At 34.9% G+C, this 18,780-nt stretch carries 13 protein-coding genes and 2 pseudogenes; 8 read left to right on the forward strand and 7 right to left on the reverse strand.

Translation table 11 applies throughout. The features are described from left to right. The 3 genes from istA to FEU33_RS17985 form a co-directional block, all read right to left on the reverse strand. On the reverse strand, nt 1-1,358 hold a 1,358-nt coding region (istA, locus tag FEU33_RS17975; protein ID WP_146549928.1), incomplete at its 3' end, for an IS21 family transposase. Between the two features lie 76 nt (nt 1,359-1,434). Further along, the gene (locus tag FEU33_RS17980) at nt 1,435-1,743 is read right to left on the reverse strand and encodes a UPF0236 family transposase-like protein (protein WP_146550849.1); all 309 of its coding nucleotides are present in this window, start codon (nt 1,741-1,743) and stop codon (nt 1,435-1,437) included. A 522-nt stretch (nt 1,744-2,265) separates the two neighbouring features. Further along, nucleotides 2,266-2,628 (reverse strand): hypothetical protein, encoded by a 363-nt coding sequence (locus FEU33_RS17985; RefSeq protein ID WP_146550850.1) that lies wholly within the window; start codon nt 2,626-2,628, stop codon nt 2,266-2,268. Nucleotides 2,629-2,983: 355 nt separating this feature from the next. On the opposite strand from FEU33_RS17985, the pseudogene FEU33_RS19215 reads away from it, so the two are divergent. Next, nucleotides 2,984-3,536: pseudogene (locus tag FEU33_RS19215) on the forward strand (transposase); the annotation flags it as partial. A 417-nt stretch (nt 3,537-3,953) separates the two neighbouring features. Here FEU33_RS19215 and FEU33_RS18000 read toward each other — a convergent pair. Further along, nucleotides 3,954-4,160: a transposase gene (locus FEU33_RS18000; protein WP_146550852.1), complete on the reverse strand. Its 207-nt coding sequence runs from the start codon at nt 4,158-4,160 to the stop codon at nt 3,954-3,956. 256 nt (nt 4,161-4,416) lie between these two features. Here FEU33_RS18000 and FEU33_RS18005 point away from each other — a divergent pair, with 256 nt between their 5' ends. Together FEU33_RS18005 and FEU33_RS18010 are read left to right on the forward strand one after the other, a co-directional pair. Next, nucleotides 4,417-4,776 carry a hypothetical protein gene (locus FEU33_RS18005; RefSeq protein ID WP_146550853.1) on the forward strand — a complete coding sequence of 120 codons (360 nt, stop codon included), beginning with the start codon at nt 4,417-4,419 and terminating at the stop codon, nt 4,774-4,776. A 1,500-nt stretch (nt 4,777-6,276) separates the two neighbouring features. Continuing rightward, nucleotides 6,277-6,492, forward strand: a complete 216-nt coding sequence (locus FEU33_RS18010; protein ID WP_146550854.1) for a hypothetical protein — start codon at nt 6,277-6,279, stop codon at nt 6,490-6,492. A gap of 904 nt (nt 6,493-7,396) precedes the next feature. Here FEU33_RS18010 and FEU33_RS18015 read toward each other — a convergent pair. Further along, on the reverse strand, nt 7,397-8,569 hold the full coding sequence (locus FEU33_RS18015; RefSeq protein WP_146550855.1) for an FtsW/RodA/SpoVE family cell cycle protein: 1,173 nt from the start codon (nt 8,567-8,569) through the stop codon (nt 7,397-7,399). Between the two features lie 1,259 nt (nt 8,570-9,828). On the opposite strand from FEU33_RS18015, the pseudogene FEU33_RS18020 reads away from it, so the two are divergent. From FEU33_RS18020 to FEU33_RS18035, 4 genes and pseudogenes are all read left to right on the forward strand, one after another. Next, nucleotides 9,829-10,955 (forward strand): annotated as a pseudogene (locus tag FEU33_RS18020) (IS4 family transposase). 418 nt (nt 10,956-11,373) lie between these two features. Continuing rightward, nucleotides 11,374-11,592: a spore coat associated protein CotJA gene (locus FEU33_RS18025; RefSeq protein ID WP_146550856.1), complete on the forward strand. Its 219-nt coding sequence runs from the start codon at nt 11,374-11,376 to the stop codon at nt 11,590-11,592. A gap of 1 nt (nt 11,593) precedes the next feature. Beyond that, nucleotides 11,594-11,857: a spore coat protein CotJB gene (locus FEU33_RS18030; protein WP_146550857.1), complete on the forward strand. Its 264-nt coding sequence runs from the start codon at nt 11,594-11,596 to the stop codon at nt 11,855-11,857. 41 nt (nt 11,858-11,898) lie between these two features. Continuing rightward, nucleotides 11,899-12,468, forward strand: coding sequence for a manganese catalase family protein (locus tag FEU33_RS18035; protein WP_146550858.1), 570 nt, complete (start codon nt 11,899-11,901; stop codon nt 12,466-12,468). A 356-nt stretch (nt 12,469-12,824) separates the two neighbouring features. Here the strand turns inward: FEU33_RS18035 and FEU33_RS18040 are convergent, their stop codons facing one another. After that, nucleotides 12,825-13,421, reverse strand: a complete 597-nt coding sequence (locus FEU33_RS18040) for a TetR/AcrR family transcriptional regulator (protein WP_146550859.1) — start codon at nt 13,419-13,421, stop codon at nt 12,825-12,827. Nucleotides 13,422-13,743: 322 nt separating this feature from the next. On the opposite strand from FEU33_RS18040, the gene FEU33_RS18045 reads away from it, so the two are divergent. Next, nucleotides 13,744-16,854, forward strand: a complete 3,111-nt coding sequence (locus FEU33_RS18045; protein WP_146550860.1) for an MMPL family transporter — start codon at nt 13,744-13,746, stop codon at nt 16,852-16,854. A gap of 188 nt (nt 16,855-17,042) precedes the next feature. Here FEU33_RS18045 and FEU33_RS18050 read toward each other — a convergent pair whose 3' ends face one another. Continuing rightward, the gene (locus tag FEU33_RS18050; protein ID WP_244951075.1) at nt 17,043-18,263 is read right to left on the reverse strand and encodes an EAL-associated domain-containing protein; all 1,221 of its coding nucleotides are present in this window, start codon (nt 18,261-18,263) and stop codon (nt 17,043-17,045) included. Nucleotides 18,264-18,780 lie beyond the last annotated feature (517 nt).

An 18,780-nucleotide genomic window follows, 5' to 3' on the forward strand; every position in this document is an offset into this window, starting at 1 on the left:
CCCAGTTCATGTGGAGCTCTTTCAAGCCGTTCTTCTGTTTCCAGAGAGGAGTGAATATCATCTAGTGTATGCTTCTCTAATAGTTTCTTTATACCTTTAACCCTTGCTCGGGTTTCTTCCGGGTGTATCGTCAGATACGCTTGAACCCTCTCAGGCAAATATTTAAAGAATCGTGAATACTTGACAGACCGAGGCTTCTTCTCCCAATCTATTAAAATATCATTCCATGGTATCGCTCTTGTTGTATTCATATAAGGGCGGTCTTCCTGGTAAACAATTTCTCCGCCATTCGTAAAACAGGTGAATCGATCCCATTCCATTTTGAGGACCAATCCTTGTTTCATTTTCGCTTTGTGGATAACAATTTTTTCACCGTCAACTTCAATTTCCCCATATTTATTAACCTTTGTGGATTTTACAGAATAAATCGGAAGATCCGTTAAAGGCAAGGCTTTCAAATGTTTTTTATCCTCTTTCCACAACTCATCAATCAACACATTTTTTTCATAGTGGAGGCGTTGCCGATCCTTTTCCATTCCCTCCTTCAACCAGTCCGCTAATTGTGGAAAACTCTTCATTATCGGTGCTGTTGTAAATAGATTATTCCTTGTATAACCAACCTTCTTTTCCACATTTCCTTTCTCATGCCCGCTTGACGGATTACATGGCTGCACTTCAAAACCATAATGGCACTTGAATCTCAAAAATGCGTCAGTGTAGGTCCGTTTGTCCCCTTTGCCAATTGAAATTACTGCCGCAGACAAGTTATCAATACGTAGATAGGTTGGGACCCCTCCAGCCTGGTGAAACAACTCCTTTAGCCCTTCAAGGAAACACTCCGTATTTTCGCTTGGAAGAGGGTAGCTAAATCCAGCATTACTATGTGGAAAACTCAAGATTAGGGCTTTGACATCTTTATACGCTCCGTCTTTTACCACAGTCATGTTTCCGAAGTCCACTTGTGCTTCACCCGGAGGGTGTTCTAAACGCTCATGTCTTTCAACCTTGGCTGCTTTGAGTTGGGGCTTTCGGTGTTGGATATATTCGCATACGGTCCGATACGAACCTTTAAAATCATGGTTGTTTCTAAGTTCTTCATGGATCTTCTTGCTAGTTCTTCGGTCTTTTCTCTTGAGTTTCATGTCCTCCTCAAGCCAACAGTCAACAATTTCTCCGAACCCCTCCTCATACATCATTCCTCTTTTAGTGAACTTGAGTGTTTCTTGAAAACTTTCTCCATCTGCGTATTTTTTAACAGTCCTCCAATTACAACCAGTTTTTCTTGCAATCTCGTTTATAGATAAATCTTCTTCTTCTCTTAAATGTTTGATATAATTTACTTCAGGCATCGCTAGCATCCTTTCATGTCCTCCTACTGTTGTGGTCTCTCAATCAATACAGTAGGGAATTATTATGGGGCTGGCAAGCCTTTTTTTATGCAGTTGAGTTCTGCACAAATTTCTCGCAAACCTCTGTACTTTTATTTTGCAATAAACAGCCCATTAAAGTATGTTGGAATGTTACAACTCCAAAGATAAATTGGATGGTCTTCGAATCTTTTCGCTTCACAACCCAGTTCTCCTGTTGTTTTGTTTTGACAATCACCTGATCTAGTTGAGTAAAAATATCACCTAGAATCTCACTAAATACTTGATACATCAATAATTGTAAGTGTTCTTCTAATTCGATTAGATTTTCTGTTTTCTTTATTAGTCCATAGATTTCTGATATAATTTTACTCATGAGAAAGCCTCTTTCTAGATATATTCCGCCGTCCAAGCGTACATTTTATGATAGAGTGCTTTCTCTTTTTTTATCGACCATTTTGTTCGAGAACTATTTTACACATAGGTGAGGTCTTTTCGTCATGCGAAGATTTAGTTATAGATGGGAGGGGTACCCCTCCCATCTATAACTAAATCATAAAACACAAAAGAATTTACTGAAATATACTTGACTAATCGTAAGAAAGAGGCTGGGACAGAACTAAATGAGCTTCTCCAAAAACCGAATCATTGAATTCTATATCATGGTAATAAAAAAAGAAAATCCGAACAAATAGAGAATTCTTAGTAGAATTCCTATTCATTGTTTGGATTTTCCATTAGCTAAAATACTTTTGTCCCAACCTCTTAAACATTTTCTTTTAGATTCCGTTATACAACGAAAATAATTTTAAATAAGTCACTAACTGTAATTTAATAAAATAAGCTACATGAAAATATTAATTTACAAATGTTGTTTTAGTCATGAATATAGTATCTCTTAATCAAATACAGTTACAAAATGATATACAGTTCTGTAGTTATCTTTATGCAAGTTATAGGCTCCTGAAGATAATCCACTCCAATTTGCACAATTCTTTCCTGCAGTACTTGAACCCGATGTTGTAGCTTTTTCTCCTGGTAGTGGTATCCCAATATCTCTGGCTAAATTGAAGGTAACTTTATCTGTTCCTTGGACACAGGCTTTTAGATTACCACCATCTGAATAAATTGGGACAACCGATTTCATTTTCCAAGTTCCCAAATCTTGCCATCCCGCTTTTGCACTAGCATCTGTTAAGCCAAAAACAGAAAAGATAGTTAATCCCATAGCTAAAGATAAAATAACTTTTAAATTTTTCATTAAACTCTCTCCCTTATGCAATCTTATGAATTATTCACCTAAAAATAGCATTTTATAAATTAATACCCATGTAGTACATTTATTAGTATAACACTATAATTGTCTCTTTTGTAAATTTAGAATATTCAGATATCAAAGGACGTTTCTTGAAAAAGTGTATATCATATTTTTCTGCTAGCCTTTATTATAAATGTAGATAATACAAGAACTGCAGAAAACAGTGAAAATAAAGAAAGCATTGAAATAAGAAAGATCAAATCCCATTTTTCTCTTTGATATTTTCCTAAATAATAATTTCACCTTTTTATTTTAGATACCTTTAGCACTTTTAATCCTGAATTATTCATAGAATTTTATAAATAAGCTATCAGATAATGGAGGGGATCTTTCTTCTGATACAGGTGAATTTGATGAGAAAATTAATTTCTCCAAGACCATTGCGAAACATCTCCATTTAAAAAATGAAAGACTGTTCTTTATTCATCCCAATATCAATTTGCTTCGGCAAAAGATTTATCAAACCATTGCTGGATATGCACAAGATGATGCTGAGAATCAATTGATAGATGTTCCAGTATTTACACGAGTAATTGGCATAAATCATTTGGCTTCTATCTCAATTTTATAAACGTTTCGATGCCCAAATCTATTGAACAATATCATCAAGCCAATCAGGAATTGTTTGATAAAATACATACTTTCAGAGGATCAGAAGCACTTATCTTTGACTTGGATTCGACGTATTCGGATACCTATGGTCACCAAGAATCTGCGGCATACAATTCCCATTATGGAACAGTTGGTTTCCATCCACTCGTAGCTTTTGATGGTGTTTGACAGGGGGTTTTCTAAAAGCTCAATTACGTCCTGGAAATGTCTATACATCTAATGGTGTCGTAGAATGGATCTACATCAAGTTTCTGGACACACAAAAGTTTATTTTTTTGTTCTGCGCAACCTCTATTTTGGAGTGTCCGATATCCTAAATAGCCCTTCAAAGTGAAAAGAGCCTTTGACCGCCTACTTGGGATGTGGAGAGAATAACTCATGGAAGTTGCGCCCAAAAAGAGGGGGCAGAGTTTGATTAAGCCCCCTTAGTTCTTACGCTGAAAATTGACATATCTTTTCGAATTCATCTGGAGTGAGGTAACCAATTCCACTATGAATTCGCTTCAGTAGTTCTTCATTTTTGACATAATAGCTATTCGGCCTCTTATGAAGAGATTGGTAATACGTACTTTTGGGCATCTTTAAAATACGACACATCAATTGTACTGACTGATGTTCGCTTTCAGCTTTTATATGGTCGATCAAATCTTGGTCGTCTATTTTCGAGCGAATATGGTCATAGCCTTTTTTAATTTCAGATTTTCCTTTTGGATGACAGATACCTCAGATGCAAGTTTCATCCATTTATAAATTGTCACTTCTGAAACACCATATTCGCGTGCTAGATCATTAACCGCTTGACCAGAGCGATAAAGCTCGACCACTGTTTGTTTAAATTCGTGGTTGTATCGTTTTTGTTTCATATTCGGACACGTCCTCTCGTTTGTTTTATCTTACTGATTTAACTCGAGTGTGTCCATACATCTATACTACATTCACTACTATTTTTTATTTATAATGTTTTTTTCTAAAATAGAAAATTTAAACTTTTTAATAAATTTTATTCAAAAATAATATATTTTATATTATAATTTTAATTACTGGATATTGGTTTATTTATTAAAAACTAATAACTATAGTGAAATTAAAAAAATAGCACTTATACTTAGGAGGTACAATATGAAAAAAATTAAAATCATTTTATCTATGGCTATGGCCTTAACTATTTTTTCCTTTTTCGATTTAACAAATGCTAGTGCGGCTTCTGGATGGCAGAAACTGGGCACTTGGGATATGGCATATGTTATTCGTATTTATTCAGCAGATGGAGGAAACTTGAAAGTATGTGTTAAAGGTACTGATAAAGTTAAATTCGGTCTTGAAAGAGCTCCGATATGGCCTAATCCAGTAGAAAAAACTACTTCTGGAAAATCAGGAGATAATTGTGCTACATGGAGTGACCTTTCTTCGAACACATCGTATGATTTAAATAAAGTAAATTATAGAGGAACTATTCATACTGTAACAGTATGGGACTAATAATCTAGGTTTGTCAATTTCATTCCAATATCTAGTCTATATATTTCACATATAGTAAAAACGAGGGGTTGGGACAAAAGTATTTTAGCTAATAAAAGATCCGAACAATAATGTGAAATTCTATTTAAAATTTCACATTTGTTCGGATTTTCTTTTTATTATTATTCTATTGAATTTATTTCATAATGAGGAATTTGTACAAAAAGCATGAACATTTAATATATATTTTTTCGTAACATTCAGTTTTGTGTCCCGTTCCAGACGGCGCTTTCCGCGGGCTTGGCTTCAATCTCCTCGGGTCGACACGACGTTGATCCCGAAGCCGTTGCCACAGGACGTGGCGAACTTAGGCTTTGTTCCTTAAAACGTTTCTGCGGGGCTTTCAGCTCAAGCTTTTCCCGCAGGACTTTGAATAACCTTCTTGAATTAACACCGCACGAAGGAAATGCGCATGCATTTTCGAGGAGTCGTCGTCCCCCACTTCACACCATTCTAAATGATGTTCATCATCGAATAATCGTATTTTCTCAAAGAAAGACGCTTTATGAAATTGATTTTATTAAGTTCAAGTTCAATTATTCGGTTTTGGGTAGAGCTAATTTTGTTCTGTCCCAGCCTCTTTATTCTTTAGAAACGCTTAAGAGAGTTTCAATTTTGGAGGGTATGAGAAATGATTTAGAAGTTATCTTATGTTCGGTCATTTTCGTACTATTCTTTACCAAATTGATTGTTTGAATCTAAGATTATTTTTCCATCTTTTGTTAATTAGAATGTTTTGTAAAAAATGGATATTTCCATTTGTTTTTCTCCAGTAAATTTTAAATGTTCCTGGACTTTATCTTTCATTTGATATTAGTAGTAAAAGCTCTTTCCAATAGAACTTCCAGTTAATCCCGACAGCTGGAAAATTAATTGGATTTCCTCTATAGGAAGTGGTCGCCGATTGGCCCCTAACTCTTTTTTATGTTTGCCCTCGGTTTGATCAAAGAGACAAAAGGCAATCATCCTGTTTTATCAATTTCCATCGTTTTTCATAAGAGTAATAAGGTCGGGTGCTCACCTGCCAATTTAGCGTACCCATTTTTAAACATCAACTTCATATTGTAAGGGGAAGGATGGAAAAGGCTCCATTTTAGTATTTCGTCCTTTTTTAAACACAAGTATTCACTTATGAATGATGTCCATGCGACAATGGATATGCACTAGAAATATCTTTTCTTCCTTGCAGACACTAATGTGTACCTGTTTATAAGCCTGCTCCCCATCGTTCATCATGGAAAGTCTTCCCACATAGATTGCTTATCACAAGGCAGACATTGATGATTTGACTGGGCAAAGAACCCAAGTCTGAGCATATCTTGATTAATTCTATCCCAGGAGATGATTGGCATGTCACAAATGCTAGTCGGTATAAATTTGAGTTTACGCTCCCATCATATTCATTTCATACATGGCGAAGGTCAAACACTGACTGATTATCTGTTTCCAATGATATAGAGGTTGCGGACACTTTCATTCAAAGATAACCCCTTCTCTGATACATTTGGGGCGACAAATGTTGCGATGATCGAAGAATTAAATTCAGAAACGATTGCAGAAATGCCACTAGAAGAACTGGTTGAATTTCTACAAGAAAAGGGGAAGAGCACCTTGCAGAAGCCGAGAAAATCGCAAAATATCTCAAAAAATCACTCAGAACTCGTATTGTTTGGATAAGATCATGATGAATCCTGTTAATTTATCCTTATCGGCCATTTTAAGTACGATTTAACATATGGAAGCTCAAGTCAAGCGTTTGATAAAGAGATCGAACGCTTGATAAAAGAAAGGTATTTCTCAAACATCAACATATCGATTAAAGGCATCGATCCCATGTATGCAGTGGAGTTAATTGCAGAGATTGGGGTGATATTCATTGTTTTGATGATCATCATGCTCTAGCGAATAGGCGGGTTTGGTGTGGACATGGTATTAATCGAGCAAATATGAATCCGAGAGCACTGGTCACATGCGAACCGGTAATCAATATTTACACTATTCTTGTGCAAGCATCAGCCGCCATACGAAAACATGCCCCCGAATATCAAGCCTTTCCTTTTACCAAAAGAAATACGATGAAGTACCTAAGCATCAACACAAATGCACTCTCTCCTTAACCTCTAGAAAACTAGCATGGCTCGTACATTCCTAAAAGGGAGAGGAGAAAATAGGAAAAACTTTTTCGAACTTCTTAAAACAATTTTCAAATTTTTAAATTGAAAATTGCGAAGTTTTTAAGTATGCCTAAAGACAAGATTTTATCGGTTAAATAGATCTCCAATTTTAATGTTTTTTAGGTTTCACCATTATATTTATTGCATAAATATTACCATACAATTTTAATAGAAAATGTTGAGAAATAAGAGAATGTCAGAATAATGAATCAGAAGAATATATAGTTTTGGCTTATTTCAATTGTTAAGAAAGGGAGTATTAAATAATATCTTCAAAATTAGATATTGCACAAAGATAGTAGAACAAAAAAATAAACTTTTGTATGTCCAGAAACTTGATGTAAGCCCAAAATTATACACAAGAAAAAAGAATGTATATACGAAATTTCATTTGTTTCCGATTCACTTTAATCTCTCTCCTTTGTTTTGAACATTAGATCTACATATGAGTTTTTTATAGACATCATTATTCCTACTAACATCATATTTGATAGTAATGAACTACCACCATAACTTAAGAAAGGTAAGGTAACCCCTGTAACAGGCAACAATCCAACTGTCATTCCAACGTTTTGAAATACTTGGAAAGTAAAAAGGCTAACAATACCTGATGTTAGAAGAATAGTAAACTGAGTATTAGCATTCAAAGATATTTGCACAAATCTAAGAATTATCAAAAATAATATAACTAATACAATAGAAGCACCTATAAAACCTGTTTCCTCTGCAATATTAGAAAAAATAAAATCTGTGTGTTTCTCAGGAACGTATACATTATTGTGCATAAATCCTTTTCCATAAACTTGTCCTGTGCCAATTGCCAACAAACCTTGCTTGGTCTGGTAGGCAGAATCGCCATAATTAAATGGATCGAGCCATCCGTTAATACGGGAAATTTGATGTGGTGATAGGCTTCCTAAAATTTTATCTTGGTAAAATTTATTAAAGAAAATATAACAAGATAAGATAAAACTAAATATAGATATAGGAATGCTTAAGATAAAAATCAATATTTTCCTTTGGATACCAGAAAAGAATAACATAGGTAATAACATTGAAACATATAACATAATCATTCCTGTATCAGGTTGAATATATACTAAAAGCATTGGCGGCAAAGTAAGTAATGCCACTTTACCAAGCAATAAAGAATCTGTTTTTAGCTTATGAACATTGTACTTTTTATTGTGTGTGACAATTATCCAACTTGTTAATATTAAGAAGGAAAACTTCAAAAACTCAGATGGTTGAAAACTTCCTATAAAAGGAATTTGATACCATGCTTTCGCATTATTTATTGGTCTAGCAATGCTTTCTGGTGCAAAAATTAAACCTATCAATAAAATAAAAATAACAATATAAATAAAGAAAGAGACAGCTTTTAATTGTTCTAAATCTAATTTAGAAATTATAATCATAGAAACAAATCCTATGATATAGAAAAAAATTTGTTTGTAAACAAAATTTACAGCTCCACCGTACTGTCCACTTTTTAAACTACTCGAATAGATAAAGAAACAACTTATTATAAATAGAAAAATAATATATATAACTATTTGATGATCTAATTTTATTTTCATAAATTATACTCCCTAAAATCTTTTCACTGTTTATACTAATAAAGAATTATACAGCAAAAAAGCTAAAGACACTTATAATCCTAATATTATTTATTTTTAAATTAAAAAGAAAATAATATTATTAAGTAATAATAAGCAGTTTTGCTTAACTATAATAAATTTATTTATATTTATAATGCAATTTTAGCTATTATCTTGGATCTACGTCAAGTATTTGGACACACAAAAGTTTATTTTTTGGTTCTGTGCAACCTCAAATTTAGAGTATTCCACACCCCCAGTAGCCCTTTAAAGTGAAAAGAGCCTTTGATCGCCTACTAGGGATGTAAAGGAAATCATTTATGGAAATTCCGTCTAAAGATATAGGTGGGGTAATGGGTATCCCTCTGTTTTACGACGATAACCAACAGATTTTTTCATATTCATCTTGCGTCAAATACCCAATGCTCCCATGGATTCGTTTGCGGTTTATATATCATCCTTCAATATACTGAAATAAGGCGATCCTTGCCGTCCTGAATCATATGAATATAAATGATATCTACTACCTACTCTTCGTTAATGCGAGCGGATGAAAAATCTTGATTCAAGAGATTTTCATGTTCTTCTACTAGCTTCTGCGTTGGTGTTTGTCGGTACCTTTTGACGATGTTCGAAAGGATTCCTACCTTTTTCATGATGCGTTGGGCTTTTTGCGAAATAATTGGTAATACGTACTTTTAGGCATCTTCAACACACAACATATCGGTTAGATGGGTTGATGATTGCTTTCTACGTTGATGCAACCAATCAGTTCTTGGTCGCCTACTTTTGAGCGAATAGAGTCATAGCTTTTTTAAATTTTAATTTCCTGTTTTAAACGAAGATTTTCTTTTTGAATCACCGATACATCAGCTGTCGTTTAGTCTTTGTTTAAACTCTTGATTATACTTTTTGGGTTTCATCTTCGGACATGTCCTCTCATTTGTTTGATCTTACTGATTTAATTGGAGTGTGCCCATACATCCATACTACATTCATTCGTTAACTTTAATCCAGCCATAATGTAGTTAGATATTTTCATGCTTTCTTCACACTAATTTTTTTTAGATGCTCTTTTTAATAAAATCACAAACATTTAAACTTACTAGCGTCGCATTAAAATAATTCAACGCTCTAATTAAAACTGAATTTTCTGTAATATATTCTATGAATAAAAAAATCCTTTATAATGGTTGGGCGGTAGTAAGCCATCCAAATCCAAAATAAAGGGAAATCGCATGGATAAGTTTACACGAAAAACATCATTTGAACAATGGTTCTCACCCAATTCCTCCACAAAACTGGAGGAATTGGTGGTAGCCTGTCCATTAAATCACTATACAAAGAAGCTACAGATCGATTCATTCCTGAAATTATGGGTATTCGCGCGGTTCAATGAAACGGAAAGTCTACGCGCTGTCAGTGATGCGCTATTTTCGAACGACCTACAAAAAGCGACAGGTTTAGAATCGATTAGCTTTTCGCAATTAGGACGCCGATTAAACTAAGTGCCAACGGATGTTTTCCAGCAAGTATTTCTAGACTTAGTTGCACAAATTTATCAAAAAACCAACTTTGAGCAGCGCAGAAAAACAACGACACCGCTCAAAATCATTGACTCGAGTACGTTGCCACTGAACTTGAACTATCATAAATGGGCTGAATTCCGGAAAACAAAATCAGGCATCAAGCTTCATTTACGTCTCGTTTTCTTAGAAAAAGGCTGTTCATATCTAGACAAAGCGGTCCTCACGAATGCAAAAGAACATGATCGTGGCCAATTAGAAGTGCTGGTAGACGACAAAGAATGCATGTACGTGTTTGACCGTGGTCACCTCGACTACGAACGATTCGACCGCATGACAGACGATGGCTATTTCTTTGTCTCACGCTTACGAAAAAATGCGTCACACGAGTGCTAGAACCACTTGAGCTCTCTGAGGATTCAATAATGGTATTGTCCGATGAAATGATTCTAATTGGAACTATACAAAATCGTGCGGAGAATGCCTTTCGTCTCATCAAAGTACTGGATTCAAAAGGCAACAAGTTACATTTGATCACCAATCGGTTTGACTTAAGTGCAGACGAAATGACTGAATTGTACAAATCACGATGGGCTATCGAATTGTTTTTTAAATGGATGAAACAACATTTGAATATCAAGAAATTTTACGGACAAAGCGAGCAAGCCGTGCATAATCGAGTGTACATCGCAATGATTGTTTACTGTTTAAACGTACTGGCTCAGCACAACACGAACAGTTTACGGACCTACTTACAAATTAGTCGGTGGTTAAAGGCAGACCCTTGGAAACCAGCGCGCACTTGGATTCGAAAAATCAAAGGAAGTGCCGCCCCATAAGGATTCATTATTTCCGTCGCTCTCGTCAAAGGTTATAGTAAAAAAATGGATGTTTACTACTTCTGTTTGAGTATCTTTGTTTTTCTTCTAGAATGGGAAATTAAGAAAACAGAAAATTCAGTTAAATTTATGCAACACTAGTGATTTAAACTATAAAAATTTAAGTATTGCTAATGAAATAAATACCATAAAACGAGAGATATTTATAATCCATAATGTATTAACGCTATCGATAATTATTATTTCTATATGAATTTACAATATTTCCATTATTTTCAGTAGAAAAATTTGTTTTTAAATAAATATCCTTACTCTAATCATTTTTACAATATTCAACATTGAAGGACAAATAACGTATAATGCCTAAGCTGTATTCATATAAATGCAATGATGCTAATAAAATAGAAAGGAGGTTTATATGTTTACACAATTTAAATATTGGAAGCCTTATGTAAGTCCATTCGATCCTTGTAAACCCATACGCGTAAAAAGTTACTCCACTCCACCACAACTGTATATACCATTCCAACCACCGGGACTGCCACAATATCCAACCGCAAGGCAAGCACTACACTGCGGCACACTTTGGCCAGATCTTTTCAGCCCTTATCCGAATCCAGAAAAAAAGGGGAAATAAGATGACTAAAAAATTACCTCCTGAGTTCTATCAGATGCTCGAGGAAATTCAAGCAAATGACTTTGTGATTGTTGAATTGAATTTATACTTAGATACTCACCCAAATGATTTTGAAGCTATTCAACAATTCAATGACGCTTCTTTAAAAAGCATGGAAATGAAAATTGAATTTGAAAAACGTTTTGGCCCGCTCATGCATTTTGGAAAGAGTTTTTCAAATTATCCATGGGACTGGATCGATACCCCTTGGCCTTGGCAAGTATAAGTAGCTGATCAAGTTCGAATAAGTGATAGGAGGAAATATGAATGTGGTATTACGAAAAAAAGCTACAATATCCCGTAAAGGTAAGGGAGTGTAATCCTCGATTAGCAAAATTTTTAATTGAACAATATGGTGGAGCTGATGGTGAGTTAGCTGCTGCTCTAAGATACTTAAATCAACGTTATACGATCCCAGATAAAGTGATAGGTCTTTTAAATGATATAGGCACTGAAGAATTTGCACATCTTGAAATGATCGCTACAATGGTCTATAAACTAACAAAAGACGCAACCCCCGAACAGATAAAGGCTGCTGGACTTGGCGATCATTATGTTAATCATGATAGCGCACTCTTTTATAGTAATGCTTCAGGTGTCCCATTTACCGCAACTTATATTCAGGCAAAAGGCGATCCAATTGCCGATTTATATGAAGATATCGCTGCGGAGGAAAAAGCACGTGCAACTTACCAATGGATTATCGATCTGTCAGATGACCCAGATTTAAATGACGGTCTGAAGTATCTTCGTGAAAGAGAAATCGTACACTCACTTCGTTTTAGAGAGGCAGTTGAAATCTTGAAAGAAGAACGCGATAAAAAACAATTCTACTAATTCGGAAAGATTCTTCTCATTTAAGAACAGCCTTAAAAGGTAAATTGCCTACGTTTAAATTGAAACTTCATACAGTGAGGATTTTCTTTATCCCTTCACTGGAGATGAATTGAACCTATCGAGCTTTTACTGGCAGTTAAGCCCTTCTTCTCCTCTTGCTTTTTACGGGAGTCTTATTGCGAGGGATCTTACTGCCTTTTCATGCGGGATAAAATAGAAACTCCACACTGGGTGGTAATTGGTTGAACCAATCAGGTTTTTCAGGCAGTTGCCCCCTCTTTTCCTTGCTCTTTGCTGGCGTCTTATTTGGTAGGAATTTACTGCCTGTTTATGCGAGATAAGCAGCAAATCTCGTTTTATTTCAAAGTAAAAGATTGAAACCCTTGCATCATAATGCTACTAACGGTTGTCGTCAGTTCCTTTAAAGAACATTCAATTTTCCCCGCGAACCATTCCTGATACAGAGAAAAAAGTCCACCTACAAAAAAGTTAACCCGTAAGATGAATTCTTTCTGTTCTTGTGTTGAATGAATGGCTTCTTTATGATCAAGTATCTTCTCTATTAAGTTCTCTAATAGAACAGCCTTCATTTTCATGACAAAGTCAGGTGCACCTTTCGTTGAGATGATGAGCATACGATAAAATTCAATATCCTGTTCAAAAAAATGAGCCATTTTTAATAAAAAAGGATTAGGATTTAGAATTAACTCGACACCCTTAAATTCATCGAGAAACTCCAACATTTTCCCCAATACTTCATTTTCTATTTCTGCTATCATAGCGTATATATCCGAGTAATGAGCATAGAATGTGCCTCTGCTAATATCAGCCCTTTCCACTATATTTTTGACAGTTATTTTCTCACAGTCTTTTTCCATCAATAATTCCACAAATGCATGCCTGATCATTTTTCGAGAACGAATGGCACTTTTATATTCTGCTTTCTCGCCCATTTTTTTCGCACTCCTAAAATATTTTTTCAAAATTGAACATTGCTATAAGCAAGTGGACAAAATTATACATATAGATAAAAATTGAACATTGTTCCCTTTTATAATGCTGAGTATACTTTGTTTATAGACAAAAGTAAACACATGTATGACTTTGTATCAGTCAGCATCCGCCAATAAAGAAAACCTTAATCTTTAAATGGGGTGTATACGCCCATATGGTGGGATAAAAAATCAATTCAACTGGTTGATCTTCTTTTTGATATTTTATCCCTCAACCTAAGGTGATGCTTTATGGATTGAATAAAAAGAGGGGGAACAGACTATGAAGAAACTCATGAACTGGAGAGTGGTCTCATTCATATTATGGATCATTATCACAGTAATCATTGTTACAACGATGCCTAATTTAAATCAATTAGTAAGGGAAAAAGGACAAGTCACTATCCCTGATAGTGCCCAAAGTAATGTGGCACAAAATATGCTCAGTCAAATGGATGAAGATAGTGGAGATAAAGAGCAAATTATCGCTGTATTTAACAGTGGTAATGACCATGCATTAACAACGGAGCAAAAAGAAGAAATAAAGCAAGTAATGGATAAATTAAAAAATACAAAATCCCAACTTGGTATTAAGAATATGGTGACTCATTTAGATAATGACCAAACAAAAAAACAACTCATTTCTAAAGATGGAACGACTATCCTCACACAACTGGAAGTAACGAAGAAACATAGAGAAATTTCTGAGATAGCAAAGGAACTCAAGAAAACCGTAGCTACAAAGAATGTGGACACCTATCTGACAGGTAACAGTCTGATTACAGAAGATTTTGTTCAGTCAACACAAGAAGGGATCAAGAAAACAGAAGTCATTGCAGCTATCTTTATTATCACTGTGTTAATCCTTGTATTCCGCTCACCGATAGTACCACTTATCTCCCTTTTATCAGTAGGGATATCCTATTTAGTATCACTCGGAATCATCGCACAGTTAGTGGATCAATTCAACTATCCATTTTCGAACTTTACACAAGTATTCCTAGTCGTTATCTTATTTGGGATTGGAACAGATTATAATATTTTACTTTTCACTCGCTTCAAAGAAGAACTTATAAAGCAAGACAGTATTCTTGAGGCAGTAAAGGCAACCTATAAGACAGCTGGTAAAACAGTTCTCTATAGCGCACTTGCTGTGTTCATCGGATTTATCGCTCTTATTTTGGCGGAATTCGGATTATACCGAGCAAGCTCCGCTGTTGCGATTGGAGTAGCTGTACTCGTCCTTGTTTTAATGACATTAAATCCATTCTTTATGGCCCTATTGGGGAAGAAGATGTTTTGGCCAACTAAGACATTTAAGGGACATAGTGATAATAAAATCTGGGGATTTTTAGCTAAAATTTCTGCTGTACGACCATTGATCTCCTTAGTATTCACAGCTATCGTATGTATTCCATTTGTATGGAATTATAGTCATTCTCTTAGTTATGATGATTTGTTAGAAATTGATGATAGTTATGCATCGAAACAAGGGATCAATGTAATTGAAGATCACTTTCCTTCTGGGTTTTCTTCTCCCGCTACCCTCGTTATACAATCAGATCAACCATTAGACAATGCAAAATCATTACAAGCATTAGATGAAATCGCCGACCAGATTTCTCAAGTAGATGGCGTATCTGAAGCAATGACTTCGACTCGTCCGATCGGTGAAAAAATGGATGAATTATATATCAAAGATCAATCAAAGGAATTGAATAGTGGATTAGGAAGCGCTAATGAAGGCGTTGGCAAAATAAATAATGGGTTGTCATCAGCTAAGAATCAACTCGGTCAAAAGGATACAAATAGTTTACAAAATGTACAAGACCTGATTGATGGAACAAATGAAGCTAAAAAAGGTGTTTCTAATATAGGAAAAGCTGTCAATGAATTATCGAATGGTGTAAGTGCAGGAGCAAATGGCGCTCAAGAATTAGAAAACGGCTTAGCGTCTGTACAAAAGAATATGAATACTTTATCCAGTTCAATGTCGCAACTAATGAATGGTTATACGAAAATCGAAAACGGTTTATCTTCCTTTAGCACCTATTATTCAAGTATTGGACAAGCAATCAACAGTGCCAAACAAGGATATAGTCAAATTGAAGGCTCATTGAACAAACTGGTGCAGTCAAAACCAGAATTAGCGAATGATGTCAATATTCAAACATCACTTGGGATCGCTTCAGCAGGAAAACAGCAGCTTGGAGAGTTATCAAAGAAATTAAATACATTGACACCTCAATACAATATGGTCATGAAATCATTTAGAGAAGCAAATGCTTCGTTTGCAAAAGTAAACAGTGGGTTCTCACAATTGCAACATGGTGTGAATCAGCTATACGATGGCTCAACTAGCTTAACAAAGGGATTACAAACAGCTACTAACGGGGCAAAACAAATTGGTGACAAAACACCTGCCCTTGAATCAGGTTTAGCAACGATTAACAACGGTCAAGAGCAGCTACTTGTTGGCCTGACTGATTTGGCTGATCAAATGGAAACTCTACAATCAGGATTATCAGAAAGTACAAAAGGCTTAGGGAAAATTAGCAGTGGATTAACAGATGCACAAGATTACTTGTCAGGGCTTAGTGAATCCAAAGCCTCCGAAAAATTCTACATTCCTCAAAAAGTTTTAGAAAGTAATGATTTTCAAAAATCGTTGGATATGTATATGTCTGATAATCGAAAGATCACTCAAATGAAGATCATATTAGATGTCAATCCATATTCTAAAGAAGCCATGACAATTGTAGAGCGAGTCACCAAGGCAGCACATGCAGCTGTACAAAATAGCGAGCTAAGCGATGCACAGGTAGCCATTGGTGGAAAAACATCACAGAATATTGATCTTAAAAAAATTGCTAGTGGGGATTTCACTCGAACAGCTACAATTATGCTAATTGGAATCGGCATCATCTTAATGGTTATTACTCGTTCATTGCTGAAACCGATTTTTATCATCGCTTCATTGCTATTAACTTACTTTACTTCACTCGGTATGAGTGAAGTATTAAGTGACAAAATCTTAAATGTCAGTGAATTAGGATGGAATGTACCATTCTTTAGTTTCATTATGATTGTAGCATTGGGTGTAGACTACAGTATCTTTTTAATGATGCGCTACAGAGAGGTAGACAGTAATCCTACAACAGCGATTGTTGATGCCGCGCGTCATATTGGCAGTGTTGTTATTTCCGCAGCTATTATTCTTGGAGGTACATTTGCAGCACTGATCCCTTCAAGAGTCATTACTCTAATTGAAGTGGCGATGAATGTGATCATTGGTCTTTTCCTACTCGCTTTTATCATGTTGCCGATTTTTATCCCAGCATTGTTAAGTGTAATGGATCGAATTCTCCAAAAAATAGGCATAAAAAAGGGATGACCGTGATTCCTCACATTCACCCCTTCTAAAGGTATAAGTTTCGTTCAATTTTCAGTAATAAAACATCGCATATCTCTAAACTTTTTATCCCGCGTTAACGGGCAGTAAGACCCCCACTGATTAAAGTTTCGCTTTATATTTACAGGCGTGTTGATTATCCTATTTTCCTCATCAGCACACCTGTTATTTTAATTGACAATATTATGCTTTGTTAAATAACTATACGTAATATCGACAAATAAAAATTCCTCATCATTTAAAGCCATTGAATAGGTACGAGTTAGTTCTCCAGTCTGAATATCACTATAAATGCTTGATAGATCGCCCTTTGAATTATTTCGTAGCTTAATAATATTTAATAAAAAGTAAGGTCGCCAGCTCCAATTCTTGCCGATCGCCTCTTCCTCTATATTCCATACATTTTTTAACCTGACAATATTAGGCGAAGTTTGAAAGCCTTCATCATTACAAATATATAATCGAAAAGCATATTCCTCTAATCCTTCAGCTAATTCAATCAGGCTTTCAACATTTGCACTTGTTGGATTGATTTGTTTCACCATAGATGTAATATTCTTTTGGAGATTATTCATTTCCTCGTACTTCAATGCTAAGATTTTTTTCTCCGTCGAAATAAATTGCTGACATTCACTGCGAAAACGCATTTTCAATATATCACGATCAATAAATTGCTTGGATGGTTTTTCTAAATAGGAACCCTTAAAATAGCGCGCTCCGTTTTTCCATGCATAATGCAATTCATAGCTTGTTTTGATATTATCGAACATGAATGCTGCTCCCATTTTGACAGCAATCGATTGAATCGTTGCAAACATATGATTTTGAGCACCCCAGGCATCATAATCAAGTCCGCTTACTTCCATTTTCAACACAGAGGGCTCCAAAAGTAGAATTTGATCCAAATTACTATCTGGTCCGATATCAGCTATAACCGTTTTGACCCCGTATGTTTTAATATAATAAATAGGGTGTCGGAATTGATCAAGATCCCCATTAAACTTTTGCATTGGCATTTCTAAGTAAATATGTGGTAAAAGACTCTCTTCTACCATGTCTGTTAACATTTTAAAATACGCTTCACCAAAATCCATCATCAATAAATTCGGATTACATGGTATATAAAGATTTGTTTCTTGCAATGCATCAGTTGAGATTTCTATCGCTTTTTTAATCATGATCAATTCCACTTCTGCACGAATATCAGCTGGAACTGTTTCGTCATATGTAAATTCAACAATGTTAAAGTGTTGATCATCTTTCATAAGTTGGCCGATTACTTCATAGGCCACAATAACATGCTCATCTGCACTAAAAATTGGCTCAAATAATATTTCGATTTCATCCAATCGATCGAGAAGGTCAAGAACATCCATCTGCTGATCCCCCATTCTAACGTACTCCCCCTTATTATATCTTACTTTTTAGTCACAAGCATTGACACATTTTTTATTCTTTTATTTTTGGAGCCTATTAAAAATGGATAGTGTGTACTATGTTGGACAAAAAGATAAAATTCAGGACATTACTTTAACAATTGAATGGAGTATGCAATTATATCTCGTCAGCATCAAACTTTTACAGTCAAATTGAAATAACAAATAGCCAGGCTTTGTGAAAATGGAAAATTTCGTATATATTACTCAGTACAAAATAAATTCAAGTTACCGACCTCATAAAAATTGGATAGTTTAGTGTTGACAAACTATTTTTGAAACTGCTTATTAGTATAAATAACCTTGGATAACTAACACACATAAAATAAAAAATAAATTTTAAGTGTTCATATCCAATTAATTTTCAAAACTTTTATTTAGATTTTCAACTTCTAGAAGTGAACACATTATTCTTCTCTCCTTTCACATATTGCAAACTGCAAGAATATTTATTTTGGAGAATTCTTGATCA

It is taken from the genome of Rummeliibacillus suwonensis (genome assembly GCF_007896435.1).
Taxonomy (GTDB): Bacteria; Bacillota; Bacilli; order Bacillales_A; family Planococcaceae; genus Rummeliibacillus; species Rummeliibacillus suwonensis.